General features: G+C 41.5%; 24 protein-coding genes. 14 read left to right on the forward strand and 10 right to left on the reverse strand.

Annotated elements, in window-relative coordinates; all coding sequences use genetic code 11:
* Positions 1 to 76: 76 nt before the first annotated feature.
* Complete coding sequence (locus tag AC503W_RS04245; protein WP_402867571.1) at positions 77 to 1,375, forward strand: arsenic transporter; 1,299 nt, start codon at positions 77 to 79, stop codon at positions 1,373 to 1,375.
* A 106-nt stretch (positions 1,376 to 1,481) separates the two neighbouring features.
* Entirely contained in the window at positions 1,482 to 1,958 is a 477-nt protein-coding gene (gene chrS / locus AC503W_RS04250) for a chromate efflux transcriptional regulator ChrS (protein ID WP_494916176.1), read from the forward strand.
* 95 nt (positions 1,959 to 2,053) lie between these two features.
* On the opposite strand, the gene AC503W_RS04255 is transcribed toward chrS, so the two are convergent.
* Entirely contained in the window at positions 2,054 to 2,875 is an 822-nt protein-coding gene (locus AC503W_RS04255; protein WP_494916177.1) for a purine-nucleoside phosphorylase, read from the reverse strand.
* Positions 2,876 to 3,139: 264 nt separating this feature from the next.
* Between AC503W_RS04255 and AC503W_RS04260 the strand changes: the two genes are divergently transcribed.
* On the forward strand, positions 3,140 to 3,655 hold the full coding sequence (locus AC503W_RS04260; protein WP_494916179.1) for a hypothetical protein: 516 nt from the start codon (positions 3,140 to 3,142) through the stop codon (positions 3,653 to 3,655).
* 76 nt (positions 3,656 to 3,731) lie between these two features.
* On the opposite strand, the gene chrA is transcribed toward AC503W_RS04260, so the two are convergent.
* A complete protein-coding gene (gene chrA, locus AC503W_RS04265; RefSeq protein ID WP_494916181.1) occupies positions 3,732 to 4,286 on the reverse strand; it encodes a chromate efflux transporter ChrA in 555 nt (184 codons plus the stop codon).
* The gene (chrB, locus tag AC503W_RS04270) at positions 4,286 to 4,873 is read right to left on the reverse strand and encodes a chromate efflux transporter ChrB (protein ID WP_494916183.1); all 588 of its coding nucleotides are present in this window, start codon (positions 4,871 to 4,873) and stop codon (positions 4,286 to 4,288) included. Before chrB ends, chrA begins: the two co-directional genes overlap by 1 nt.
* 268 nt (positions 4,874 to 5,141) lie before the next feature.
* Here chrB and ggt point away from each other — a divergent pair, with 268 nt between their 5' ends.
* The 5 genes from ggt to sipW all read left to right on the forward strand — a co-directional run bounded on the left by ggt (position 5,142) and on the right by sipW (position 10,928).
* Positions 5,142 to 6,722: a gamma-glutamyltransferase gene (ggt, locus tag AC503W_RS04275; protein WP_494916184.1), complete on the forward strand. Its 1,581-nt coding sequence runs from the start codon at positions 5,142 to 5,144 to the stop codon at positions 6,720 to 6,722.
* A 694-nt stretch (positions 6,723 to 7,416) separates the two neighbouring features.
* The gene (locus tag AC503W_RS04280) at positions 7,417 to 8,010 is read left to right on the forward strand and encodes a TasA family protein (RefSeq protein WP_402955442.1); all 594 of its coding nucleotides are present in this window, start codon (positions 7,417 to 7,419) and stop codon (positions 8,008 to 8,010) included.
* A 77-nt stretch (positions 8,011 to 8,087) separates the two neighbouring features.
* Positions 8,088 to 9,677 (forward strand): M4 family metallopeptidase, encoded by a 1,590-nt coding sequence (locus AC503W_RS04285; RefSeq protein ID WP_407407106.1) that lies wholly within the window; start codon positions 8,088 to 8,090, stop codon positions 9,675 to 9,677.
* 230 nt (positions 9,678 to 9,907) lie between these two features.
* Positions 9,908 to 10,381 carry a hypothetical protein gene (locus AC503W_RS04290; RefSeq protein ID WP_494916185.1) on the forward strand — a complete coding sequence of 158 codons (474 nt, stop codon included), beginning with the start codon at positions 9,908 to 9,910 and terminating at the stop codon, positions 10,379 to 10,381.
* Between the two features lie 31 nt (positions 10,382 to 10,412).
* Entirely contained in the window at positions 10,413 to 10,928 is a 516-nt protein-coding gene (gene sipW, locus AC503W_RS04295) for a signal peptidase I SipW (protein ID WP_494917267.1), read from the forward strand.
* A gap of 111 nt (positions 10,929 to 11,039) precedes the next feature.
* Here sipW and uraH read toward each other — a convergent pair whose 3' ends face one another.
* The 3 genes from uraH to AC503W_RS04310 are packed head-to-tail and all read right to left on the reverse strand — an operon-like array spanning position 11,040 to position 13,283.
* The gene (gene uraH, locus AC503W_RS04300) at positions 11,040 to 11,399 is read right to left on the reverse strand and encodes a hydroxyisourate hydrolase (protein WP_402867583.1); all 360 of its coding nucleotides are present in this window, start codon (positions 11,397 to 11,399) and stop codon (positions 11,040 to 11,042) included.
* Between the two features lie 46 nt (positions 11,400 to 11,445).
* Positions 11,446 to 11,943, reverse strand: coding sequence for a 2-oxo-4-hydroxy-4-carboxy-5-ureidoimidazoline decarboxylase (gene uraD, locus AC503W_RS04305; protein WP_402990345.1), 498 nt, complete (start codon positions 11,941 to 11,943; stop codon positions 11,446 to 11,448).
* A 14-nt stretch (positions 11,944 to 11,957) separates the two neighbouring features.
* Positions 11,958 to 13,283, reverse strand: a complete 1,326-nt coding sequence (locus AC503W_RS04310; protein ID WP_407407696.1) for a nucleobase:cation symporter-2 family protein — start codon at positions 13,281 to 13,283, stop codon at positions 11,958 to 11,960.
* 341 nt (positions 13,284 to 13,624) lie between these two features.
* Between AC503W_RS04310 and AC503W_RS04315 the strand changes: the two genes are divergently transcribed.
* From AC503W_RS04315 to AC503W_RS04330, 4 genes are all read left to right on the forward strand, one after another.
* Positions 13,625 to 13,942 carry a DUF3870 domain-containing protein gene (locus tag AC503W_RS04315; protein WP_494916187.1) on the forward strand — a complete coding sequence of 106 codons (318 nt, stop codon included), beginning with the start codon at positions 13,625 to 13,627 and terminating at the stop codon, positions 13,940 to 13,942.
* A gap of 148 nt (positions 13,943 to 14,090) precedes the next feature.
* Positions 14,091 to 15,251, forward strand: a complete 1,161-nt coding sequence (locus AC503W_RS04320) for a DUF819 family protein (RefSeq protein ID WP_402867588.1) — start codon at positions 14,091 to 14,093, stop codon at positions 15,249 to 15,251.
* Positions 15,252 to 15,266: 15 nt separating this feature from the next.
* Positions 15,267 to 16,349, forward strand: a complete 1,083-nt coding sequence (locus AC503W_RS04325; RefSeq protein WP_407407694.1) for a dipeptide epimerase — start codon at positions 15,267 to 15,269, stop codon at positions 16,347 to 16,349.
* A gap of 26 nt (positions 16,350 to 16,375) precedes the next feature.
* Positions 16,376 to 17,383 carry a C40 family peptidase gene (locus AC503W_RS04330; RefSeq protein ID WP_494916189.1) on the forward strand — a complete coding sequence of 336 codons (1,008 nt, stop codon included), beginning with the start codon at positions 16,376 to 16,378 and terminating at the stop codon, positions 17,381 to 17,383.
* An 86-nt stretch (positions 17,384 to 17,469) separates the two neighbouring features.
* Here the strand turns inward: AC503W_RS04330 and AC503W_RS04335 are convergent, their stop codons facing one another.
* The 4 genes from AC503W_RS04335 to AC503W_RS04350 all read right to left on the reverse strand — a co-directional run bounded on the left by AC503W_RS04335 (position 17,470) and on the right by AC503W_RS04350 (position 21,103).
* A complete protein-coding gene (locus tag AC503W_RS04335) occupies positions 17,470 to 17,979 on the reverse strand; it encodes a DUF2798 domain-containing protein (protein ID WP_494916191.1) in 510 nt (169 codons plus the stop codon).
* Positions 17,980 to 18,118: 139 nt separating this feature from the next.
* Positions 18,119 to 18,679: a TetR/AcrR family transcriptional regulator gene (locus AC503W_RS04340; protein WP_494916193.1), complete on the reverse strand. Its 561-nt coding sequence runs from the start codon at positions 18,677 to 18,679 to the stop codon at positions 18,119 to 18,121.
* 262 nt (positions 18,680 to 18,941) lie between these two features.
* A complete protein-coding gene (locus AC503W_RS04345) occupies positions 18,942 to 19,316 on the reverse strand; it encodes a VOC family protein (protein WP_494916195.1) in 375 nt (124 codons plus the stop codon).
* A 170-nt stretch (positions 19,317 to 19,486) separates the two neighbouring features.
* Positions 19,487 to 21,103, reverse strand: a complete 1,617-nt coding sequence (locus AC503W_RS04350) for a PucR family transcriptional regulator (RefSeq protein WP_494916197.1) — start codon at positions 21,101 to 21,103, stop codon at positions 19,487 to 19,489.
* A gap of 292 nt (positions 21,104 to 21,395) precedes the next feature.
* Between AC503W_RS04350 and AC503W_RS04355 the strand changes: the two genes are divergently transcribed.
* Positions 21,396 to 22,451, forward strand: a complete 1,056-nt coding sequence (locus AC503W_RS04355) for a Rieske 2Fe-2S domain-containing protein (RefSeq protein ID WP_494916199.1) — start codon at positions 21,396 to 21,398, stop codon at positions 22,449 to 22,451.
* Positions 22,452 to 22,654: 203 nt separating this feature from the next.
* Positions 22,655 to 23,902 carry an allantoate deiminase gene (gene allC, locus AC503W_RS04360; protein WP_494916200.1) on the forward strand — a complete coding sequence of 416 codons (1,248 nt, stop codon included), beginning with the start codon at positions 22,655 to 22,657 and terminating at the stop codon, positions 23,900 to 23,902.
* Positions 23,903 to 23,915: the final 13 nt, after the last annotated feature.

Raw genomic sequence — 23,915 nt, forward strand, 5'->3', positions numbered from 1 at the left:
TGTGTAAAAACTAGTATTCTTATATAGTTAAGGGAAGAAAGTTTTATAGAAGGAGTGGCTTAGAGGTGCTGGCATCATGAGTTCGACGTTTTTAGCTCTACTTATTTTTATGATTACATTAGTGTTGGTCATCTGGCAGCCAAAGGGTCTGGGAATTGGCTGGAGTGCCTGCGGAGGGGCGATCATCGCTCTTTTGTTCGGTGTTGTTTCATTCCAGGATGTAAGTGATGTGACGCAGATTGTTTGGAATGCGACATTGACGTTCGTGGCCCTGATTATCATTTCGTTAATTTTAGATGAAATTGGATTTTTTGAATGGGCTGCGCTTCATATGGCCCGATATGCAGATGGTAAAGGCTTCCGTCTCTTCATTTTGGTGATGATTCTAGGAGCCATCGTTTCGGCGCTTTTTGCAAACGATGGGGCGGCATTGATCTTGACGCCGATTGTGCTAGCGATGGTGCGAGCATTGAAGTTCGATGATAAGATGGTGCTCCCATTCATCATGGCGAGCGGATTCATTGCCGATACGACTTCCTTGCCATTCGTCATCAGTAATCTGGTGAATATTGTGTCAGCGGACTTTTTCGGGATCGGTTTTGGTGAATATGCCAGCCGGATGATCGTTCCGACTTTATTCAGTTTAGGAGCTAGCATTCTCGTATTGTATTTGTTTTTCAAAAAGGATCTACCTGTAACCTATGATTCCTCTCATTTGAAGCGTCCTGCCGAAGCGGTAAAGGATCCACGTATGTTCAAGATTTCCTGGTTCGTCCTGGCTATTCTTCTAGTCGGCTATTTTTCAAGTGAGTTTGTAGGTGTACCCGTTTCGTTTGTGGCTGGTGCAATTGCCATTGTCCTTTTGATTTTGGCAAGAAGAAGTCCAGCCGTGAAAATCCGTACCGTTTTAAACGGTGCCCCATGGAATATCGTATTCTTCTCGATTGGGATGTATGTGGTCGTATATGGACTGCGAAATGTAGGACTGACTAGTCTGTTAGCTGACGTCATTAAGGCAACGGCCAATCAAGGTTTGTTTTCGGCGACGATTATCATGGGATTCATTGCGGCTATTCTATCTTCATTCATGAATAATCTGCCAACGGTCATGATTAATGCCTTGGCCATTGCGGAAGTTCAAACAACGGCGCCTATTAAGGATGCTCTGATTTATGCCAACGTCATCGGTTCCGATTTAGGACCAAAGATCACGCCAATCGGCTCTTTGGCCACACTTTTGTGGCTCCATGTATTAAAGCTAAAAGGTGTCCGGATCACATGGGGATATTATTTTAAAGTAGGAATCATCCTGACTGTTCCAACACTATTCATCACTCTGTTTGGACTATATATCTGGCTATTGATCCTTCATTAACGAGACTGCCGGTTTTCTGGCAGTTTTTCTTTTGCATGAAAATAATTGGTGAAGGGCCCTATCCTTTGAGATAATAGAATAAATGATTCGAAAAGGAGTTACATAGATGGCAGAGGACTTTAGCATTCCAAGCACCAAGGTGGATGAAATCGATAAGAAAATCATTTCAATCTTGCATGAAGATGCGCGGATTTCGTATACGGATTTAGCAAAGCAAGTGGAACTGTCGAGAGTGGCGGTTCAGATGAGAATCAATCATTTAGTGGAAAAAGGGGTGATTGAACGTTTTACCGCTGTCATCAATCCGGCTAAGATAGGCATTCATGTTTCTGCATTTTTCAATGTCGAGGTGGAGCCTAAATATTTGGAATCGGTGGCACAACAACTGGAGGATGAGCCTGCAGTAACGAGTTTGTATCATATGACGGGGCCTAGTAAGCTGCATATGCATGGAATCTTCACGGATAATCAGGAGATGGAACGCTTCCTCAATGAAAAGTTATATCCGGTCGTCGGGGTTGTCAGCGTCGATTGCCAACTCCTTATTAAACGCTATAAGAGCCGGATGGGAATGAAGCTCTAGGAAAAGCTCCATGTAGAGATAAAAAAAGATTGTCGAGAAGATATAGTTATCTCGGCAATCTTTTTTTTGGGCGCATAATGCCTACAATTCTATTACTATTCCATTTCTTCCACAATTCCTTTGACCAATCCAACGAATTGCGTTCTAACTTTACTTGCAACTTCAATCACTTCATCATGACTTAATGGTTGATCTAAAATCCCGCAAGCCATATTCGTTAAGCAGGAAATCCCTAGCACTTTCATCTTGCCATGGACGGCTACAATGGCTTCCGGAACGGTTGACATCCCTACAGCGTCTGCCCCCAGCGTACGAATCATTCGAATTTCCGCTGGTGTTTCATATGCGGGACCACTCCACCAAGCATAGACGCCCTGTTGCAAGGAAATGTTCTTTTCCTTAGCTACTTTGGACGCAATGTTTCGCAAGTCAGGATGATAAGTTTGGGAAAGGTCAGGGAAGCGAGTACCCAATTCATCATTATTAGGTCCTATGAGAGGATTTGTACCAACTAAATTGATATGGTCGGTAATGAGCATTAAATCACCTGGATTAAAGTCTGTATTAACTGCGCCACAAGCATTGGTAATGATCAATTGCTCCACCCCTAATGCCTTCATGACACGTATGGGAAAAGTCACTTCATCTAGTGTATATCCTTCATAATAATGAAAGCGTCCTTTCATAGCCACTACAGTCTTACCTTTCAATTGCCCGATTACTAGTTCGTTTGCGTGTCCGATTGCTTCGGATTTTGCAAAGTGAGGAATTTCACTATATGGGATTTTGAACGGGTTCTCAATTTCATCAGCAAGAGATCCTAACCCCGATCCTAAAATCATACCGATTGTTGGCTGATTGTCCGTTTTACTCATAATAAAATCTCTGGTCTCTAAAATTTCTTGTAATCTTTGCATACAAAATTCCTCCTCGATAAATGAAAATCCAAGTACTCTATTTGAATATGGATGGTAACCAAAAGTTTAAGGGCTTTACTGGCTAATGTAAATAAAATATTTAGATAAATGGTAATATTAAAATAACTTTTTTTAAATGAACGGGGGAGTTGTTGATCATATTTGCTAAAGAATAACTAGAAATTATTAGTGAAATTAAAACTGAACAAGCAGATCAAATCTAAAACTCAATGGCTATCAACTAATTTATAAGGAGACAATTTAATGTTTGGATTTTTCCGTATGTATCGATTTACATTATCAATTTTACTATTATCAATTATTGTATTAAGTGGTTGTGGAACCACTAATAAAATGGATTTCTATGAAAATACTGATAGCACAAGTTTGTCAGAGGAAGTAAATACAATTTCTTTAAATTCAACAGAAGATAAGATTAAAGAAGTCTTAGGAGAACCAGACTTTGTTGAAGAGGTAGAAAAGTCAAAATCCACCTATTTAATATATGGGAAAGATAGAGATAATAGTGATATAGAATTTCAAATAGTTAATGGGCAAGTTGCTAGTTATTTTTTTTCAAGCAATACATATAAAACATCAAAGAAAATAACAAAGGGCAGTTCAAAAGAAGATGTTATACAAGAATATGGAGAAAATTACTACGAAAGAGATGATTCTGGTGCTAAAATAATTGGTTACTTTGATAAAACCCAAAAGGTTAATATGGAATTTTCTTTTAATGAAACGATAGAGGGGATAATCATATCAAAAATTAATTAATTTAGTAGTTTAGTTATTGTATCAAATGGTTTTCTTGCCACCTTAATAAAAAAAACCACCTTTAAGGTGGATTTTTTTATGTGATCGGGAGGATGAACCCTCCATAGGCAAAGGCAAAAATGATGACGAAGGCAGGGTGAATCTTGAATTTCCCCAATGCTAGGAAAGCAATTCCAGCAATGATTAAGGAATGAATATATCCAATGGAGCCGACAGCGTCAGCAGCCATCTGCCATGTAAGCAATAGCATCATGATGGCGATCACGGGCTGAACGAGTAAGGACATGCCTTTTACGATGGGCGACTGCTTGTATTTTCGCAAGATTTTCAATAAATAAATCAAGGCCACGGCAGAAGGAATGATCGTCCCCGCCAAAGCGACGAAGAACCCGGGCCATCCGTAAACATCGTAACCGACATAGGCGGCGATTTTTGTGGCAATCGGTCCTGGGAGGGAGTTTCCAAGCGCAAGCATTTGTGAGAATTCCGTATTAGAAAGCCAACCATAGCGGGTGACAATTTGGTCGTACATAAGCGGAATCGAAGCCGGGCCTCCTCCATAGCCAAGGATATTCGCTATGAAAAATGCCAAGAATACAGCTATGCCAATCGGGATGAATAGGGCACCCATTATGCTGATTCCTCCTTCCTATCCTGTTTCTTATTTTTCAATCTGTTCTTCAATTTAAAATGAAAGGCGCCATATAAAAGGAAAATCATGATGACGATTCCAGGATGCAGGGAAACGACCTGAAGAAGCAAGAAGGAGATGGAAAAAAATAAGATGCCAAGCACTTTCCCTAACCCTTTAACGGCCTTTTCACCAAACTCATATGCCATTTGTCCAAGCATGACAGCAACGACTGGCATCACGGCAGCAATCATATTGGTAATCATCGCCGAATTACTGAGGACGTTTATGAAGGCGATCAAGAATACCATGGCAAAGGCAGATGGTAAGATATGCGCCGCCACACTTACGATGGCACCAGGCCATCCTTTCAGTTTGTACCCCAGATAGGCGGCCATCTTTGTGGCAATCGGACCAGGGAGTGTATTGGCAATGGCCAATGTATCACCGAATTCGTCATCATCTAGCCAATGATAACGGGAAACTGCTTCATGCCGGATGAGTGGAATGACCGAGGGACCACCACCGAACCCTAAAATCCCCGTCCGCATCATTCCCACGGTTAATTCGCCATATGGATTGTTCACATTGGTTCCTCCTCTGTTCGAATAATAATTTCCATGATTATCTATTAATCATAACAAAATAGGTTTCGAAATGCTCATAATATTTTAATAAAAGTATCGAATTGTATGTAATTATATAACTTATTAGTTCAATAGATGATTTAAAGGTGAAAATGATTTCTATTTGTTAATAAAAACAAAAAAGTGGATTACGTATTGTGAGTTAATGGTTTATAATACAAATATAGTTAATTTTCAGAAAAATAAAATAAATAAAAGGAGCAACTGTATGACACAATCGATTATCGGAACGAAGAGCATGGTAGTGAGCCCCCACTATTTAGCATCGATGGCGGGAAATCATATTCTCGAAAAAGGAGGCAATGCTTTTGATGCAGCGGTGGCTGTCAGTGCCTGCCTGGGTGTTGTTTATCCGCATATGACGGGACTTGGCGGTGATATGTTCTGGCTGAATTATGAAAACAGTGACGGGAAAATAAGTGTTTATAATGGTAGCGGACGATCTGGGGCAAATGTCAGCCGTGAAACGTATGCAGGAGAAGCGGCCATTCCCTTTCGTGGCATAAGGAGTGCCATCACCGTTCCAGGAATGGTAGATAGCTGGGATGCTATATTAAAAGAATTAGGTACCTTATCATTGGCTGAAGTTCTTGTACCGGCAATCGAGTATGCGGAAAATGGTTTTCCCATTACGAAGAACCAAGTGGACTATACAAAGCAGAACTGGGACTGGCTTTCAAAGATGCTGATCACAGCCGATATTTATGCGCCAGGAGGAAGAATTCCGGAAGTGGGGGAACGTTTTTTTCAAAAAGACTTGGCCCGTAGTTTAACCTTGATTGCTGAACGGGGGAGGGATGTTTTTTATCATGGCGAACTTGGTCAATCCATCGTTACTTATTTGCAGGAACAGGGTGGACTGTTAACCGCTGCTGACTTTGCCAACCATGAAGGTAACTGGGTCGAACCTATATCCACTACCTACCGCGACTATACCATTTATCAAGTCCCACCCAACTCTCAAGGGTTCGTCGGTTTGCTGGCATTGAATATTCTAGAAAACTTTGACTTGGAAAACATGGAGCATGGTTCTGCCGATTATTATCATCTATTGGCGGAGGCATTAAAAGCAGGGTTTCGTGACAGAAACGAGGTATTAACGGATCCTGAATTCTTTGATATTCCCCTGGGTAAGCTCCTTGATAAGCGATATGCTGCCAAGATTGGGGCAGCCATTCAACGAACGAAGGCAGAAAGGGTAGCCAGCCCGCCGATGGGCAGTGACACCGCTTATGCCGCCGTTGTAGATAAGGATGGGAATTCCGTATCATTCATTCAGAGCCTGTACTTCGAGTTCGGATCGGGTGTCGTTGCCGGGGATACAGGAGTGATTCTTCAAAACCGGGGGTCCTTTTTCTCGCTAGATTCCAACCATGTCAATACTTTGGAACCTAACAAGCGTTCCTTCCATACCCTGATGCCGGCAATGGCCTGTAAGGATGGAAAACCTAGCATTATTTACGGAACGCAAGGTGGGGAAGGTCAACCGCAGACGCAAACCGCGATCATTACCCGGATGATCGATTATGGGATGGATCCCCAAACGGCCATCAATGAGCCTCGTTTTGTCTGGGGCAGGACCTGGGGAGAATCTAGTGAGGCGTTACGCATCGAAAGTCGTGTCGAGAAAGATACCATTAAGGAACTCCAAGAAAAAGGGCATCTTGTCGAAGTCGTGGAGGAGTTTGATGGGGCGATGGGACATGCGCAGGCCATCCGGATCGATGAGCATGGGTTCCTTAAAGGTGGAGTCGACCCACGGGGAGACGGTGCAGCCATCGGATCTTGAAAAGAGTACGAACGTAACCTCGATATAACCTGATTTCATTTCATGAAAAACGTAGGGTCCCGGCTTAAAAGCCGGGGCCCTACGTTTTTTACTATTACCTTTTTAAAGTTACCAACTTTTTAGTATTCACTCTCACTATATATATTTTAAATGAATAAGATGTTAGTTAGTTCCTACAGAAAATACTACTTTAGTCTAGTGATATATTGAATATAGGAAAATAATACCATTTTAACCATTGCTGACTATCATTAAATATACGGACCTAGCAATTCCAGCGTCATTTTAAGATGGCAGTCGGAAGCTCTTTCTCGCTATTTTCCTACTTCTATACAAGGATTAACCTTGGGAAAGTGTCGAAGACTAAGGGAAAAGTGGATAATTTAAAAGATAATATTTTTTGAAATCCTAAAAAGATTATAAACATATAAGACTATATACAATAATATGTAAAATTAGGTAATATTATGTAAATACATTCTTTATTGAGAACAAATAAATCTTAATAAGGAATATTATGGAGTGAATGTACTCCTAGATTAGTATTGTAAGGTTGCTTCAAGGGTACTCATACGAGTTAAAAAATAAAAGGGAGGAGATAATTTACTTTATATTCCATATTATATAACTTGCAACATGAAGAAGGCTACTAAAGATTTTTAGAAGTAAAAATAGAAATGCGGGGGGAATTGAAGTGGGTATGAAGAAAAAGTTAGGTTTAGGTATTGCATCAGCAGCATTAGGACTATCACTGATTGGTGGGGGTACATATGCTTATTTCAGCGATCAAGAAGTAACCAATAATACGTTCGCAGCCGGTACATTGGATTTGTCCATTAATCCACAAACAATCGTCAATCTTGAGAATATGAAACCTGGTGACTCGAAAACAACTGAATTTAAATTAGCGAATAATGGTTCGTTGAAAATTAAAAACGTCAATCTAAAAACAGCGTATTCGGTTGTCGATGCGAAGGGTGACAATGGTTCTGAGGATTTCGGGAAGCATATCCGAGTGAACTTCTTATGGAATTGGGACAAAGAGAATGAACCTATTTTTGAGACAACACTGCAAGAATTGAAAAATATGGATCCAGACCTTGTTAAAAAGAGTGTTCTAGACCCTTTCTTTGCAAAAAATGGTGGGCTTGAACCGGGTGCTGAAAACGATCTTTGGGTACAGTTTGAATTTATCGATAATGGTGAAGATCAAAATGTATTACAAGGCGATCAACTTAAACTTGACTGGACATTTATCGCCAATCAAACGGCTGGTGAAGCTAAGTAAAATTTCTCATATACCTATGAGAAGTAATTTAAAAACTATTTATCAGGGAGATGAGATAATTGAAAGTAAATAAGAAAATGGTTTCTACTACTTTAGCTCTATCCGTTTTTTTAGGGACGTTCGGTACAGCTGGATCACTTGTAGGTGCTCAGGATACTATTAAATATAATGATGAATATAAAACTCCTTCTTTTATTGGTGAAACCTGGTCCCCAAAAGGGAAAAGTGGCTTAAGTAAGAAGGAAATCGCCTATTCTTTCCTTAATGAAAATAGTAAGAAGTTTAAACTAAAAGGTGATATGAAAAAAAACTTTAAAGTAATAGACGAACAAGCTGATAAAGAGGTCGGAACCCATCACTTTAGACTGATTGAACAGTATAAAGGAGTTCCTATATACGGATCGGATTCGACGATAGCGATTGACGAGAATAATAATGTTACGTCGTTCTTCGGTGAAGTAGTACCTGATCTAGAGAATGAAAATATCAAGACAGAGGTTGCCATTTCTGAAACAGAGGCGATTGAAGTAGCAAAACAGGATCTTGAAAAGAAAATTGGCAAGGTAGATCAGTATGATGGTGACATTGCCGTTGAACAGTATATTTATGAATTCGATGGAGCATTCCATAATACTTTTCTAGTTAAAGCTTCTACTATTGAACCCGAGGTTGGATACTGGCATTATTTCATTGATTCTACCAATGGAAAAATTGTAGATAACTATAATGCTTCCCATGAAGTTACGGCATTTGGTAATGGCGTATTTAATAACAAGCAGATGTTTGAAGCGCAATATGCTAACGGGGTGTATGGTCTCACTGATGTGACGCGAGGTAAAGGTGTAGTCACCAATGATGCAAAGAATGGCAATCGACTAGTCACAAGTCTTATTAAAATGTTTAAAGACGGTGCTGCTGTAGATGCACATGCAAATGCACAAAAGACCTATGATTATTTCAAAGGCACATTTGGGCGTAATTCGGTTGATGATAAGGGTCAACAGTTAATTTCTTCGGTCCATGTGAATAATAATTGGAATAATGCATCCTGGAATGGAAGAACGATGTCATATGGTGATGGTGATGGCATCGCCTATCATAATTTCGCGGGAGGTTTGGATGTTGCTGCGCATGAGATGGCGCATGGTGTGACTGAACATACGGCAAATCTAATCTATCGAAATGAATCCGGGGCCTTAAACGAATCCATGTCAGATATATTTGCTGCCATGGTAGACAGAAGTGATGAAGAATGGCTAATTGGAGAAACAATCGTTAAGGATGGAAGAAAGGGATTGCGTTCCATGAGTAATCCGGCAGAAATCGTTGACGTCAGAACGGATAGCGGCTATTCTCCAGATCATTGGAGTAAAAGGTATACAGGTACTTTAGATAGTGGTGGCGTTCATATCAACAGTAGTATCAATAACAAGGCAGCTTACCTGATCTCAGAGGGTGGAACTCATTATGGAGTTACCGTGAGTGGGGTTGGTCGTGAAGCGACAGAACAAATTTATTACCGCGCCCTTTCTAAATACCTGACAGCCAGTTCAAACTTTACAATGATGAAAGAAGCAGCTATTCAGGCTGCAACGGATTTATATGGAGCTAGCTCAAAAGAAGTAAGAGCTGTAAAAGCTGCATATATCGCTGTTGGTGTGAACTAAGAGTTTAAAAAGTGGAGGTGTCCCAAAAGTGTTCTTTTGGGCACTTCTTTTATATCGAATACTTGAAGTACATTCTATACATAGGAGTTCCAGAGCATTAGTCTAGGAATCGTAAATCTGAAAGGCAGCAAGCACTATAAAGAATGAAGCCTAGGAAGAAGGGGTTTCCAATACTAAATAAAAAGGGAATTTGGAAGAGAAAAAAACTATTATGGACATTAACCAAGCTGGTGGCTATATGGTATTTATTTTTAGGAACAGTGGTGGCTGTTACGGGGCAAACGAATGCCTATTACACCGACATGGAACTAGTAAACCAAGAGATTCAAATTGGGACTTGGGAGATAGCCGAGGACATGGATTGCTCTAACGCAAAAGAGAATGAGAATCATGAAGAATGTGAAGAAGTGAAGGAACCGATCGACGATGAGCCAGATCCAAATGAAAATCAGGAGAATGAGAGTGCTGAGCCCGAAACTGAGGAGAATGAAGAAGCAAAGGACTCTGATGAAAAAGTAGAGGATTCCACTAAAGACGAAATTGAAAATAAGCCTAAAGAAAACGAGGCTATCGATAAAGAAAAAGAAGAAAGTGAGTTACCGATTAAAAAGGACCCTATTACAGAGGATCAGAACACAGATGGTAAGGTAGATAATAAGTCAGGAGGCGAAGAGTTTGAAAAGAACGCTGAAAGTAATAAGTAATTTGATTACAGTGGTACTATTTTTAAACTTAATGGTAATGGTATTTCTTGTCATATCCTCAAAAGCGTCTGGGGGGGAACCCCAGGTTATGGGGCATCAGCTTAAAACGGTTTTGTCCGGGTCGATGGAACCTACCTTTCAAACCGGGTCAGTTATAGCTGTCAAGCCACTAAGTTCAGACGAGAAACTAGCCCTTAAAAAAGGGGATATCATCACCTTCCAAACAAGTGAGGAAATACTCATAACGCATAGGATCACCAAGGTGAACAGTAGCGGAGAGCATGTTCTTTACGATACGAAAGGTGATAATAATAAAACTGCAGATGCTGACCCGGTTCTATCCGATAATATTGTAGCTCTATACTCTGGATTCACCATCCCTTATGTAGGATATTTCATCGATTTCACCCAATCCAAAGAAGGCGCTGCCCTTTTACTTATAGGTCCGGGTTTATTGCTCTTAGGGTACTCAGGTTTTTGCATTTATCAAGGATTAAGAGAAATGGAATCGTCCGAAAAACTAACATCCAAGAAAAAAATAGTGTAATGGTTTAGGGACTTGAAAAGACTAATGAATCAATAAGCAGGAAACCCCCGGCAAAGGGACAATGTATATGCCTCTTTGCCGGGGGTTTATTCTCGGTATTCTCCAGAGTCATTAACTTCCCCGGTATACCTGATAGCCCCATGGGGAGACGAGTAAAGGCACATGATAGTGGGAAGCGGGGGACGCTAGACCGAAGCGGATAGGAACTTGGTCCAAAAAGGGAGGGTCAGGTAGCTCAATTGATTGACCGCGGAAGTAATCGCCGATATGAAAGACGATTTCGTACTGTCCGGTTTTTGCTTCTTCCCCGGTGAGGAGAGGGGCATCGAGCCGCCCATCCGCGTTCGTGACAGCTGTTTGGAGTAGCTGCCAGGTAGAGGATGATGATTCGGAGTAATATAATTCAATCGTGACGTTTGCAGCGGGTTTCCCGTGTGTTAAGTCCAAGATATGCGTTGTTAAACCAGACATATATGTCTCCTTATCCCTTGCATTCTTCGGCCAAGGCCGAGACTATTTAGCTTTTGATTTTTTCCTGTAAACGAAAGAACGCTATTTGATAAATCTCTGCTAAGGCCGTTTCAAACTCGGTTTCTTCTGTATGGTGAATCCTCAATTCCATTGCTTCATATATGTCATGCTTATCCTTGCCGCGTACTGCGAGGATGAAGGGGAAGTTAAACTTTTTTTGATAACGTCTATTTAATGAAAGGAAATTTTCGTATTCCAAAACGGTAAGGTCCTTTAATCCCGCTCCTCGTTGTTCCTTGGTCGAGTCAGCTGTCATTTCGACTTTGTCACCTAGGTTTGGGTGCTTCCTTATTAAATCCATTTGCATTTCCTTAGGTGCGTGGTTCACGATATCGACCATGCATTGATGAAGGCTTAATAAGGAAGAAAACGGCCTGGACGCTGAGGCTTGCTCTGGAATCCAAGGTGAGTGCTCGAAAGTATCCCCGAGAATCTCCGTGAATTCCTTATGGCTTTTTTTCTGTAACATCTCCAATGTGATCATGTTCTAGACTCCTTTTATACGCTTTTGGCTAAGAGTTGGTCCGTTTCAGGCACGACTCTAGGATCTGATTTTTTATTCCGGGGAGTTAAAATTAAGTTCAGGATGATGGCTGTCAGGCTACCGGTAATGATTCCATCGCCGACAACAATACGAATCGCTTCCGGCAGGCTCGAGAACAATTCGGGAACGACCGTTGCGCCGAGACCCAATGATACCGAACATGCGATGACCAATAAATTCGAGTTATCGGAAAAGTCTACATCGCCTAACATCTTGATTCCTGAGGATACAACCATCCCGAACATGACGACAGTGGCTCCACCAAGAACGGCTGTAGGAATCAATGTAGCGAGTGCTGCAATTTTTGGAACCAGTCCAAGCCCGATTAAAATGAAACCTGCCGCGATGGTGATGGATCGTTTTTTCACGCCGGACAATTGAACCAGTCCGACATTTTGTGCGAATGTGCTATAGGGAAAGGCGTTGAAGATTCCTCCTAAAGTGAAGGCAAGCCCTTCTGCACGATAGCCCCGTACAATATCCCGTTCCTTTAAGTCACGCCCGGTTATTTTTCCAAGGGCAAGGAAGGCACCGGTCGATTCGATTAGGATGACCGTTCCGACTAGCATCATCGTCAGGATAGGCGCGATTTCAAAGGTGGGTACGCCGAAGTAGAATGGAGCTGGGACATGAAACCACGAGGCTTCCATGACGGTGGAAAAATCCATTTTTCCTGTAAATGCGGAAACGACCGTTCCTGCGATGATGCCGACCAATACGGAAATGGCACGGATGAATCCAGTGAAATACCGATTCATCAGTAAAATGATGGAAAGGACACCGAATGAGAGCATGAGGTTTTCAGCTGAACCAAAGTCTTTGCTTCCTGCACCGCCAGCCATGTTTTTAATGCCGGTGGGAACTAAGGATAATCCAATGATGATGACGACTGTCCCAGTCACGACAGGAGGAAATAACTTTAGTAGCTTGCCAAAGATATTGGAGAAAAAAATGATGAACAGACCTGCTGCGATGATCGATCCATATATGGCGGAAATGCCATAGTTACTTCCTATGGAAATCATGGGAGTGACCGCTACGAAGGAAGTCCCTAAAACAATCGGGAGCCCAATGCCGAAGAATTTGTTTTTCCATGCTTGGAGTAACGTCGCGATTCCACAGGTTAATAAGTCAATGGCAATGAGGTAAGCAAGCTGTTGAGGAGTGAAGCCTAAGGCGCCTCCGACGATGATGGGCACCAGGATTGCCCCTGCATACATGGCGAGGACATGCTGTAGGCCTAAGGAGAAGACCTTGGACTTGCCAACTTTTTCATTCATATAAGTAAAACTCCCTTCTTAAAAAAAATGTCATATAATATAACGCATTCTTGTTATGATTAATATCATCATAATAAATATTCTGATAATTGTCATTGGGTATTGTAACTAATTTTCAGAGGGGATTATGGACAAACTATATAAAGAAAGAAGAAGGTAGTCCAAAGAATGATAGAGTATTTTCCTGCTGGCTTACTTGAAAAGTGGGGATTTGTCGTAATATGCGAAATATATTGACAGATTCATAATGAACATATTAGTATATATGTAATCATTTGGTTGGAATTTAGATATCTCCATATATACCTGTTGGATGTCTGTATGACAGGAGGCCACTAAGGATGTTTCAGGAAAATACAGTGTACATAGTGGGCGAGTCAAAGGCGGCGTCCAATAATCCGATTACTCAGCAGTTTAACTGCTTTTTTATTGGATTGGTCATTGATAGTGATACACACGAGATCGTGGATGCGGAATGTTCGACTACAATATCGCTTACATCCAACTTCATTCGCTCCATGTTGAATGGACATTCCATTCTTCAACCTGATGTGTTGGAGAAGGAAATTGAGAAACGGTATTTTGGTTCTTCTCAGAAAGCTCTGACCGTTGCCATAAGGAATGCAAGTATTAAATATCTTCAACTTAATAAGGTATAGCTGCTTCTTTTGTTAGACGCAATTGAAATCCAGCTGTTAAAGAGTGTATTCGTGCGCTCTTTGGCAGCTGGATTTTTTTATTAGGGACATGTTGACTAAATCATAGTTTAGTAGAACGGAATCCCTTGAATATAAGGAGGTATGGGAAATGATTCAAGATGGTGTGATGTTTGTCTGTTTTTTATTGGCATTTACTGCTGCGATTGCCGTAGTGGAGAAGAAAGTAGGAGGAAAGTTCTTCAAGTATGTACCTGGCATTGTCCTCATTTATATTGGAGCGGCCTTGATGAAGACATTTGGGCTCTTTTCAGACAGTGAATCAGTCGAAAATGCATATGGTACTGTCAGGGGTCTCCTGCTTCCAGCCATGCTAATGCTCATGTTGTTGCAATGTGATATGCGTAAAATACTGAGACTTGGACCGAAGATGCTTTTAACTTTTTTTGCGGCGTCAATCAGTATCATAGGAGGGTTCACTCTAACTTACGTCTTGATGAATGGTTTTTATGCGGAAGGAACTTGGAAGGCATTTTCGGCTTTGAGTGCAAGTTGGACAGGGGGATCGGCCAACATGGTGATCCTGCAAGGGATATTGGATGTACCTGAAAATATCTTTGGTTATGCGTTAATCATGGATACAGTCAATTACTCCATTTGGGTTATGTTTTTGTTCTGGTTGGTACCTCTAGCCGGGAAATTCAATTTTTGGACCAAAGCGGATACTTCTTTCATTGAACAAATGACCTCCGAGCTTGAAGCGGGAGAAACGACAAAGACGGAATTTGGCTTCGTGGAATTGATCGGTTTCTTGGCGCTCGCTTTAATCGTATCAGCAGGGGCAACGAAAATCGGGGAAAATCTGCCAGTGTTGGGTGCTGCAGTGAATGGGACGACGTGGACCATCATCATCGCGTCGACTGTAGGGTTGCTTCTGGCCGTCACGAAGGTTGGGCGCATCGCGGGCTCCATGGAAATTTCCAAAGTCATGCTGTATATAGTCATTGGTTTAATTGCCTCCCATGCCGATTTTTCACAGCTGTTTCAAGCACCTGTGTATATTCTATCCGGTTTCATGATTCTATTCTTCCATGGATTGATCATGGTCATTTTGGCAAAAGTCTTCAAGTTGGATCTATTTACAATGGGAGTTGCCTCATTGGCTAATATAGGAGGGGTTGCTTCAGCTCCGATATTGGCGGGCGCATTTAACCGGGCTCTAATACCTGTCGGAATCCTGATGGCTGTTTTGGGTAGTCTTCTGGGTACCTATTTTGGAATATTTACGTCATATATACTATCAAGCTTTTAAGGAAGGAATGTTACGATGAAGATTGAAAGTTTACAAGTATCAGTGGAAACTCTACCACTCATCAAACCATTCAAGACTGCCTTGCGCACTGCAATGGAAATTGAGAACATCATGGTTTCTGTGAAGTTGGAGGATGGTACGGAAGGATTGGGTGCAGCAGCCCCGACGGTTGCCATCACAGGAGATTCCACTAATGGAATCATGACGGTCATTGAAGAAGTGATCGCGCCACATCTCATTGGCCGTGACATTGAGAGTATTCATGTATTGTCTCAGGTAATCCAACAATCCTGTGTAGGCAATACAAGTGCAAAAGCTGCTGTTGAAATCGCTTTGTATGATGCAGTCAGCAAAAGGTGGCAGCTCCCTTTATATCAATATCTGGGTGGGAAATCGAATGAGCTGAAAAACGATATGACAATCAGTATTGATACACCTGATGAAATGGCAAAGGCGGCCTTGTCTCTAATAGAAGGTGGATTTTCAACGATGAAAATCAAGCTGGGGAAGGATTGGAAGAGTGATGTGGAACGGGTCTCCCGTATTCGAGAAGCTGTGGGGGATCAAGTCATCATCCGGGTCGACGCGAATCAAGGATGGACAACAAAACAAGCAATCTCCATCATTCATGAAATCGAGGAGAGGAAGCTGAACGTTGATTTGGTGGAACAGCCTGTGCAAGCACATGACATCGATGGTTTGAAAGAAATAAAGAGGTCGGTGAACGTGCCGATCATGGCCGACGAAAGTCTGTTTTCCCCTCGTGATGCCTTGAGACTTTTAAGTGAACGGGCTGTTGATTTACTGAATATTAAATTAATGAAAACCGGAGGAATTCGGCGTGCACTTCAGATCGCGGATATGGCAGAAGTAGCCGGGGTTGAATGCATGATCGGAAGTATGATGGAATCAACCATAAGTGTAGCGGCCGCAGCACATCTGGCAACCGCACATCCAAACATCACGAAGATTGATCTGGATGCACCATTATGGATTAAGGATGAACCATTTGAAGGACTTCAATTTAAGAAAGACCACCTCTTCATTACCGATAAACCTGGACTAGGGGTCAAGAGGAAATCCTCTTTTACTCAATAAAAATTTTTGGAAGGGTGATTATGTAGATGGAAAGAAAAAAGGTATTGGTTTTAGTGCTATCTTTCTTTGCACTTAGTATTTTACTATTCAGTTCAAGTGAAGCAAGCGCAAAAGAAAAAGTGAGAAGTGCCTATGTAGATGTAGCGGTTGCCACTCTGTGGACGGAGCCGGACCTATTAAGACAATTGGATGCTCCTTCTGCGTCGAACCCCGTTGATTTGAATGCCTGGATCAAGTCCATGAAGTATGAGGACAAGCTGTGGCTTGTGGGTAACCTGGAAACACAGGCGTTATATGGGTCAAAAGTGACCATACTCGAAGAACGAGGAAATTGGGTGAAAGTAGCAGTAGCCAATCAGTTGACACCCCGAAATGAAGCGGGTTATCCAGGATGGATGCCAAAAGGGCAATTGAAGACAGCAAAGGCCTTTGAAAAACAACTCTCTAAAGGGTTAGCCCTTGTGGATGCTCCCAAGACTTGGCTTTATTCGGATTCGAAACAGCGGTCGAAATTCATGGAAGTCAGCTTTGATACACGCCTTCCACTTTTGCAGGTGAAAAAAGATAAGGTAAAAGTTATGACACCAAGTGATGGAGCCAAATGGATAGATAAGAAAGACGTAGAGATCTATCAAAATGACAATCAAATTCCAAAACCGACGGGTACGGACATCGTGCAAACGGGCAAAGGATTTTTAGGTCTTCCTTATCTATGGGCCGGAATGTCCGGTTTTGGATTTGACTGTTCCGGGTTTACCTATACGATGTACCACGCTAATGGAATAACGATTCCAAGGGACTCTTCCGTTCAGGCGCAACAGGGGGAAATGGTGAAACGGGAAAACCTTGAACCAGGCGATTTACTCTTTTTTGCCTATGATAAAGGAAAAGGGAAGGTCCACCATGTAGGGATGTATATAGGAAAAGGGAAGATGATTCATTCACCAAACACCTCTACACATGTAAGGATAGATGAAATCGATACATCGGGTTACGGTGAAGAATATGCTGGGGCAAGAAGATATCTAGATTGACTTAAGGAGTTATGATAGTCAAAAGGGGTTCGAAATGAAGATTTCGAACCCCTTTTATTTTGATATTCAGTTCGTCATCCTGGGCATTATTTTATAATGGCAACGGCAGGATCTTTTTTATCTTGATTAGCATGTATTTTTACCATGGCCATTCTTGCAAGGGGTTGAATGACTAAACTCTCAGCAAGAAGAACGATGAAGAAGTTTCTTGGCCAATATGAAATAAAGTTGCTAAAGGTATCCGAATTAAAACCGTTACCGATGATTCCGCCAATGAAAGTCATGCACATGGACATGCCGAATACAGTGAATACGATACGGAATAAAATCTTTGCGTTAAAGCTATCTGTTGGTTGAGTGAACTTTTTAACCATGTTTTCTGCAATGCGTCCTACAAGGACTGGCTCAATGACCATGGCGATAACAAACATGATTGGCCAAATTTTGATAATATCCATTGCAATTTCCCCGTTAAATTCACCAGTTACTGTAATGATACTGAATGATGACATGAATAAAGAGGTAAGAAAACAGATGATACCTCCGTATAATGCGCCCTCTTTGCCGTTTCTTGGTAATCTAGTTTCGTTTTTCAATGTTTTCTTCCTTCCGAAAATACATATTTAGACGTTGTGGTTACGTGAATACACGTGTTTACACTACTGATTCTAAGGCGTAATGAAAATCCCTCAACAAGCAAGTCGAGAGGATTTGTATGGACGTGATTATATTACATTAATACGCCTTTAATAGATTGGGCAATCCCTTCGAAATCGTTCTTAATGGTTCGCTCGAGTTTTTTGTTAAACAAAGCATGATCCCACCTTCGATGGTAGCGGTCAGCATTAATGCCAGTGCCTGAGCTGCTTCTTTGGAAAAGCCATCTTCTATTAATTTGATTGAATAAATATCTTGAATCTTTGTGAAAGTGAGAGCACATGTGGTTCTCACTGGTTCGCTTAGTGATCCCATTTCGCTTACGATACTACTGAATGTATAACCAGTAATCATCCCATCACGATCATACTGAACGGCCAGTTTTTCAATCATCGATTGAGTAGCCATTTGTGTAGTTGGATGTTGTTGGAAAATGTCTTTCATATCCGAAGTGATCATAGTATTCAAAGATTGAAGACAAGCGATGAGTAATTCTTCTTTTCCGTTGGGGAAATGGTGATAAAGTGAGCCTTTTGAAATGTTACATTTCTTTAAGATTTCATTTAATCCTACGCCTAAATATCCTTTTTTCTGAAAAAGGTTTGTAGCGATGTCAATGATCAGTGATTTTGTATCCAATCGCAGGAAACCTCCTCTAAACCAACCGGTCTGTTTTTAAATATATCAAAATAATGTTTTATAAGTCAAGATAATTATAAATTCACATTCTTAAGAAATTAAAGTTTATCCCCATTCCACAATCCTACTTGGATACCGCATATGTGGATGTGGATACAACGATATATTCTGTGCTTCCATAAAAAAGAGAGCCCTTAACAGGCTCCTGAATACTCCCAATCATTCTTATTCTTTGTAAGTTCGGTCGAATCTTGGACGGTATTTAGCTTTTTACCCGTTCAAGCAATTCCATGCGGTTACCGAAAGGGTCGGAAATGAAGAATCTTTTAACACCTGGGATTCTATCGTCCTCCATGACTTCGATTCCATTTGTTACTAAATGCTGTTTTAAAGCTTCTATATTCTCTACTTCAAAAGCGGGATGAGCTTTTTTTGCCGGATAAAATGGTTCTTCGATTCCGATATGTATTTGGTGATTGGCGAATTCAAACCAAACGCCACCGCGTTTCTTTAGGGCTTCAGGTTTCTCGACTTCATCAAAGCCTAGCAGGTCCTTGAAAAATGTTCTTGCCTTGTCCTCGCTGCCTTTAGGGGCGGCGAGCTGAATATGGTCAATGGACTTAAAAGTAAATGGCATGTAAATCAATCCCCTCTGGATCCAAATGGATAGTATGTTCTTGATTCAAATCTTACACCTATTGTAATAATAAGGAAATTATAAAGTTGTTATTTAAGTTGATAAGTCTTGCTTATGGTTAACGATCCTAACGTGTTTGTAATGGAAGGATGTAATTGGAAAGATGAAATCTAAGTAGTTAGCAGGGTGTTGATCCTTAAGGCAAGTCGTATTTGCAGTGTGGTTTCAGGGTCTTTCAAGCTCTTCCCAAGTAGTTCCTCGCATTTCTCGAGTCTGTATACAACGGTGTTCCGATGAACAAATAATCTCTTGGCTGTTTCGGAAATTTGGCAATGGGTCTCCAGGTAGACGGATAGTGTCTGCAATAATGGTTCTTGCTCTTCGTTCTTTATTTTCGAAAATCCTTGTAGGGCGAAGTGGTTAAAGTTCTTTAGGTCTTCTTCAGGGATGATTCGTAGCAATTCCATGATGTCTTTTGTCCGGAATGTCTGGATATATCCAGCCCTTTTTGATAGACCGCCTTCCTTGAGGGAGTCATTCGCTTCCTTGAAGGCGTGTTTGATCTGAAGAAATTTCGGGGCCATATGGCTGACTCCGAACGACATGGTACAGTCAAATTGTTTATTCACTGTTCTTTGCAAGGCATGTAAGGAGGATTCTACATATTGAAGGGAACGGTTTGAATCTTCGTTTACCTCATATAAAAGAATGCACTTCTTTCCTTTTGTAAAGAGGTGGATAGGGAGGGTTGAGTCGAGAAGTTCCTCTTCTAAAAATGCATAAACCGAATCGGCTTTTTCCTGTTGCTGTGTATAGTTTTTACTTTCATGGGTTTCGTCCATTTTCCCAACGACGCATATATATGTTTGTTCGTTATGTAAGGAGAACTCTTTTGCCCGGTTTATGATTTCCTCATGTGAGGAGAAGCTGCCATCAAGGACATGGAGGAAGAACTCGTTTCGAATATTTCGATCATGCTGTTTGAGTGCGTGCTCTTTCATTAATGCGAAGGAGATGACGTTTGTGGCCTGTTCGATTGTTAAGGTAATCAAATTGTCGCTAGACTTGATTTCTCCTGAAATGGTCAAATATCCAAATGTTTTTCCATCCAGATAGATGGGGAAAACAGTATAGGTTTGCTGATTGGATAGGACTGAAAATGAGCAAAAAGGAGACTTGGTTAGTTGAAAATTGTATCCTTCACTGATCATTTTTTTGATTATTGAAAAAACCGAAGAGGTGCGATATGGATGAATCATCGGTTTAAGGTATTGATCAACCAATGTGATGGGAAATTCAATCATATTGGATAAATGATCAAGTAATTTCTGAATTCCTTTTCCACGCATAATGAGATTGGTGAATTGTTTATGTGTCTCCATCGCGTGCGTTAATTCATTGGCGCGTTGATCGAGAATTTGCCGGAGTATGAGATTGGTGATTTCACCGAGAGACAAGTCTGCGGGAAGATCGATTATAGGAAGAGAGAGTTCGTTGGCAAGTTGAAGTATCTCCTCAGGTACTTCCTTCAAGTACCGTCGAGTCTTGATGCCGAGTGCGGCACAACCTTGTTTGGCCATGCCTTCGATGAGAGTCTTGAATAAGAGTGGCTGGTCCTTCAGGTGGTACGCGGTCGTTACGAGAAATTCATTAGGTTTTAGAAAATGGATGATATCCGGGGCATCCATCATGTTGACCGTTTGTACTTCCCCATCCAAACCTAATTCTCCAGCGATAACGTGCATGCCGGGTAAAAACGGCAAATGTAAAAGTTCGGCTACCTTCATCTAAACACACCTCATTCATTAAGATTTTGATTATCTAGGGGTGCGCGAGTGTAATAGTCTTTTCCTATAGAACGTGCTGTGGACTATCTCCTTATCGCCTTCATGATGTCAGTTTTTTTTCTATCATATCATACAATTCCTTTGACAATCCTTACAAATTTTCCATTTTATTTTGTTGAGATAGCCAAAATTATATTTTAATGTAAGGTTTTATAACATTGGTGGTGACATAATGTCTGAATATTGGTACTATTTATAAAAAGCTATGAATGAAAAAAGGGGAGATGAAGGAATGAAGGAAACCAATGTTGCTACGAAGAAGAAAAAAAGAGTGACACCCTATCCAAAAGAATGCACGTTCAGTAAAGAGGATTGGGATGTATTGACGCAGTATTGGTTTCCGGTGGCGGCGGTCGAGGAAGTGAAGGAAAAGCCCCTCGGCATTAAATTGCTGGATGTCCATCTTGTGCTTTACCGTGCGAGCGGAAAAATCATTGTGGCTAGGGATCTTTGTCTGCACCGGGGGGTTCCGCTAAGCATGGGGTGGGTGGAAGAAGACAATATCGTTTGTCCTTATCATGGATTTAGATACGGGCCAGAGGGGAACTGCACGGGAATTCCCGCACACCCTAATGCGAAAATATCTCCTCGTCTTTGCATTACCATCTATCCGACGGTAGAACGTTATGGATTGGTCTGGACTTCGATAGCAAGTGATATTGAGGATATCCCGCCATTGCCGGCATGGGACGATCAGGCATACCTGAATATTCTGCCTCCGTTCATCGACATTGCTGGTTCTGCAGGAAGACAGATGGAAGGGTTTTTGGATGTATCTCATTTTGCCTGGGTTCACTCAGAAAGCTTCGCTGATCGTGATAACCCCGTTGTGCCAAGTTATAAAGTGGGTAAAACGGAATACGGCTTACATGTCGAGTATAGAAGTTCGGTCAGCAATTACGGAAAAGACCTGAAACATTTGGAACCGCCGAATTTTGAGTGGCTACGCGTGTTTGACATTTATCCTCCATTAGCGGCGAGGTTGACGGTCCATTTTCCGGAAGGTGGGAAATTATTTATCCTGAATTGCGCTAGTCCAGTCTCGGCTAGGAAAACAAGGATGTTTTCCCCGATGGCGCGAAATTTTGATTTAGATGCACCTCTTGAAGACACTTACGAATTCAATTTACAGATATTTAATGAAGATAAGGAAATGGTCGAAAACCAAAAGCCGGAGGAGTTACCGCTCGATCTTCAGGCGGAAGCCCATATCGCGGCGGATAAGACTTCGATTGCCTACCGTCAACTATTGAGGGAACTGGGGTTAGGCTCAAATTATACAAGTTGATGTGTGAGGGTGTCCTTGTGGATGCTCTCGCTTTTTTTCTACCAAATAAGTTTGTTGTTTAGTGATGGTGTACAAAAATATCTTTGATTTCTAACAGAATTGTCAATGAAGTTCATCATGTAAGCAAGTAAAATAATCTATATAACATAATTTTGCGAAGATTCATAACATACAGTAGGGCTGAATAAGAGGAGGTAAACGTGATGGCCATCCAAATCAAGGAATCTCTTTATGAAAAAGATAATGTTGCTTCTATGATTGAATGGTTGGCTTCTTTCGGGTTAACGAAAAAGCAGGGAGTAACTCGGTTATTATATTCCAAGGCATGGGTGCAGGCCCAGCGAGCATTGAAAATGGAAATGGAAAAAGTGGGTTTACAGACGCATTTTGATAGCGTAGGTAACTTGTTTGGAAGATTGGAAGGGACGAATCCCGGAAGTAAAACAATCCTGACGGGGTCGCATATTGATACCGTTGTCGAAGGAGGGAAGTATGATGGTGCATTTGGGGTCATCGCTAGTTTTCTAGCGGTACAAAGGTTGCATCAAACCTATGGGCCTCCCCGGAAAACGATCGAAGTCGTTTCCTTTTGTGAAGAAGAAGGGAGCCGTTTCCCCTTGACATTCTGGGGATCGAGGAATGTCCAAGGGGTGTATGGTCTGGACCAAGTGAAAGGGCTGATGGATTCAGAGGGGTATCCATTTTTGAGAGCCATGAAGGAAGCAGGTTTTGACCCTGATACATATATAACGCCAGTCCGTGATGATATTGAGGGATTCGTCGAGATTCATATTGAACAGGGAAGTATCTTGGAAAAAAATCAAAAGACGATCGGGGTCGTCAGTCATATTGTTGGGCAGCGTCGCTATACGATTAGGGTTCTTGGTGAAAGTAATCATGCAGGCACCACTCCGATGCATGATCGAAGGGATGCAGTCAGTGCAGCTTCGGAATACATTTCTTTTTTAACGAGTAAGGCCAAGGAAATGGACCCTCATTTAGTGGCGACGGTCGGTAAAGTGGATGTGTTTCCAAACGTTCCGAACGTCGTGGCTGGTGAAGTGGCATTTAGTTTAGATATCAGGCATCACCAAGAAGATGTCCTTGATTCGTTTTGTCGGGAGATTTTCTCTACCTTCCAATCTCATGCTGATGGTAACGAGATACAGTTGGAAGTTGCACAGTGGATGGATGTCGTGCCGGTTGAATTAAGTACAGAGATGAATTCCTTGGTTCGGGAAATTACCGAAAACCATAAGATTCCTTATCAAGATATCATTAGTGGTGCGGGGCATGATGCACAGGTGTTTGGTTCGATTTGTCCGACATGCTTGCTCTTCGTTCCAAGTCGGGATGGAATCAGCCATTCGCCGGGAGAATTTACGAACATTCAGGACTTAGAAAAAGGAATCGATGTGTTAAGCGACCTATTATATAAATTAGCCTATTAAAGGGGGAAGATGA

The sequence above is a fragment of the Peribacillus suis genome (assembly GCF_059384845.1).

Coding starts and splice junctions, on each gene's coding strand:
- AC503W_RS04245 (WP_402867571.1), top strand. CDS start 77: ATGAGTTCGACGTTTTTAGCTCTACTTATTTTTATGATTACATTAGTG.
- chrS (WP_494916176.1), top strand. CDS start 1,482: ATGGCAGAGGACTTTAGCATTCCAAGCACCAAGGTGGATGAAATCGAT.
- AC503W_RS04255 (WP_494916177.1), bottom strand. CDS start 2,875: ATGCAAAGATTACAAGAAATTTTAGAGACCAGAGATTTTATTATGAGT.
- AC503W_RS04260 (WP_494916179.1), top strand. CDS start 3,140: ATGTTTGGATTTTTCCGTATGTATCGATTTACATTATCAATTTTACTA.
- chrA (WP_494916181.1), bottom strand. CDS start 4,286: ATGGGTGCCCTATTCATCCCGATTGGCATAGCTGTATTCTTGGCATTT.
- ggt (WP_494916184.1), top strand. CDS start 5,142: ATGACACAATCGATTATCGGAACGAAGAGCATGGTAGTGAGCCCCCAC.
- AC503W_RS04285 (WP_407407106.1), top strand. CDS start 8,088: ATGGTTTCTACTACTTTAGCTCTATCCGTTTTTTTAGGGACGTTCGGT.
- sipW (WP_494917267.1), top strand. CDS start 10,413: ATGGTAATGGTATTTCTTGTCATATCCTCAAAAGCGTCTGGGGGGGAA.
- uraH (WP_402867583.1), bottom strand. CDS start 11,399: ATGTCTGGTTTAACAACGCATATCTTGGACTTAACACACGGGAAACCC.
- uraD (WP_402990345.1), bottom strand. CDS start 11,943: ATGATCACATTGGAGATGTTACAGAAAAAAAGCCATAAGGAATTCACG.
- AC503W_RS04310 (WP_407407696.1), bottom strand. CDS start 13,283: ATGAATGAAAAAGTTGGCAAGTCCAAGGTCTTCTCCTTAGGCCTACAG.
- AC503W_RS04315 (WP_494916187.1), top strand. CDS start 13,625: ATGTTTCAGGAAAATACAGTGTACATAGTGGGCGAGTCAAAGGCGGCG.
- AC503W_RS04320 (WP_402867588.1), top strand. CDS start 14,091: ATGATTCAAGATGGTGTGATGTTTGTCTGTTTTTTATTGGCATTTACT.
- AC503W_RS04325 (WP_407407694.1), top strand. CDS start 15,267: ATGAAGATTGAAAGTTTACAAGTATCAGTGGAAACTCTACCACTCATC.
- AC503W_RS04330 (WP_494916189.1), top strand. CDS start 16,376: ATGGAAAGAAAAAAGGTATTGGTTTTAGTGCTATCTTTCTTTGCACTT.
- AC503W_RS04345 (WP_494916195.1), bottom strand. CDS start 19,316: ATGCCATTTACTTTTAAGTCCATTGACCATATTCAGCTCGCCGCCCCT.
- AC503W_RS04350 (WP_494916197.1), bottom strand. CDS start 21,103: ATGAAGGTAGCCGAACTTTTACATTTGCCGTTTTTACCCGGCATGCAC.
- AC503W_RS04355 (WP_494916199.1), top strand. CDS start 21,396: ATGAAGGAAACCAATGTTGCTACGAAGAAGAAAAAAAGAGTGACACCC.
- allC (WP_494916200.1), top strand. CDS start 22,655: ATGGCCATCCAAATCAAGGAATCTCTTTATGAAAAAGATAATGTTGCT.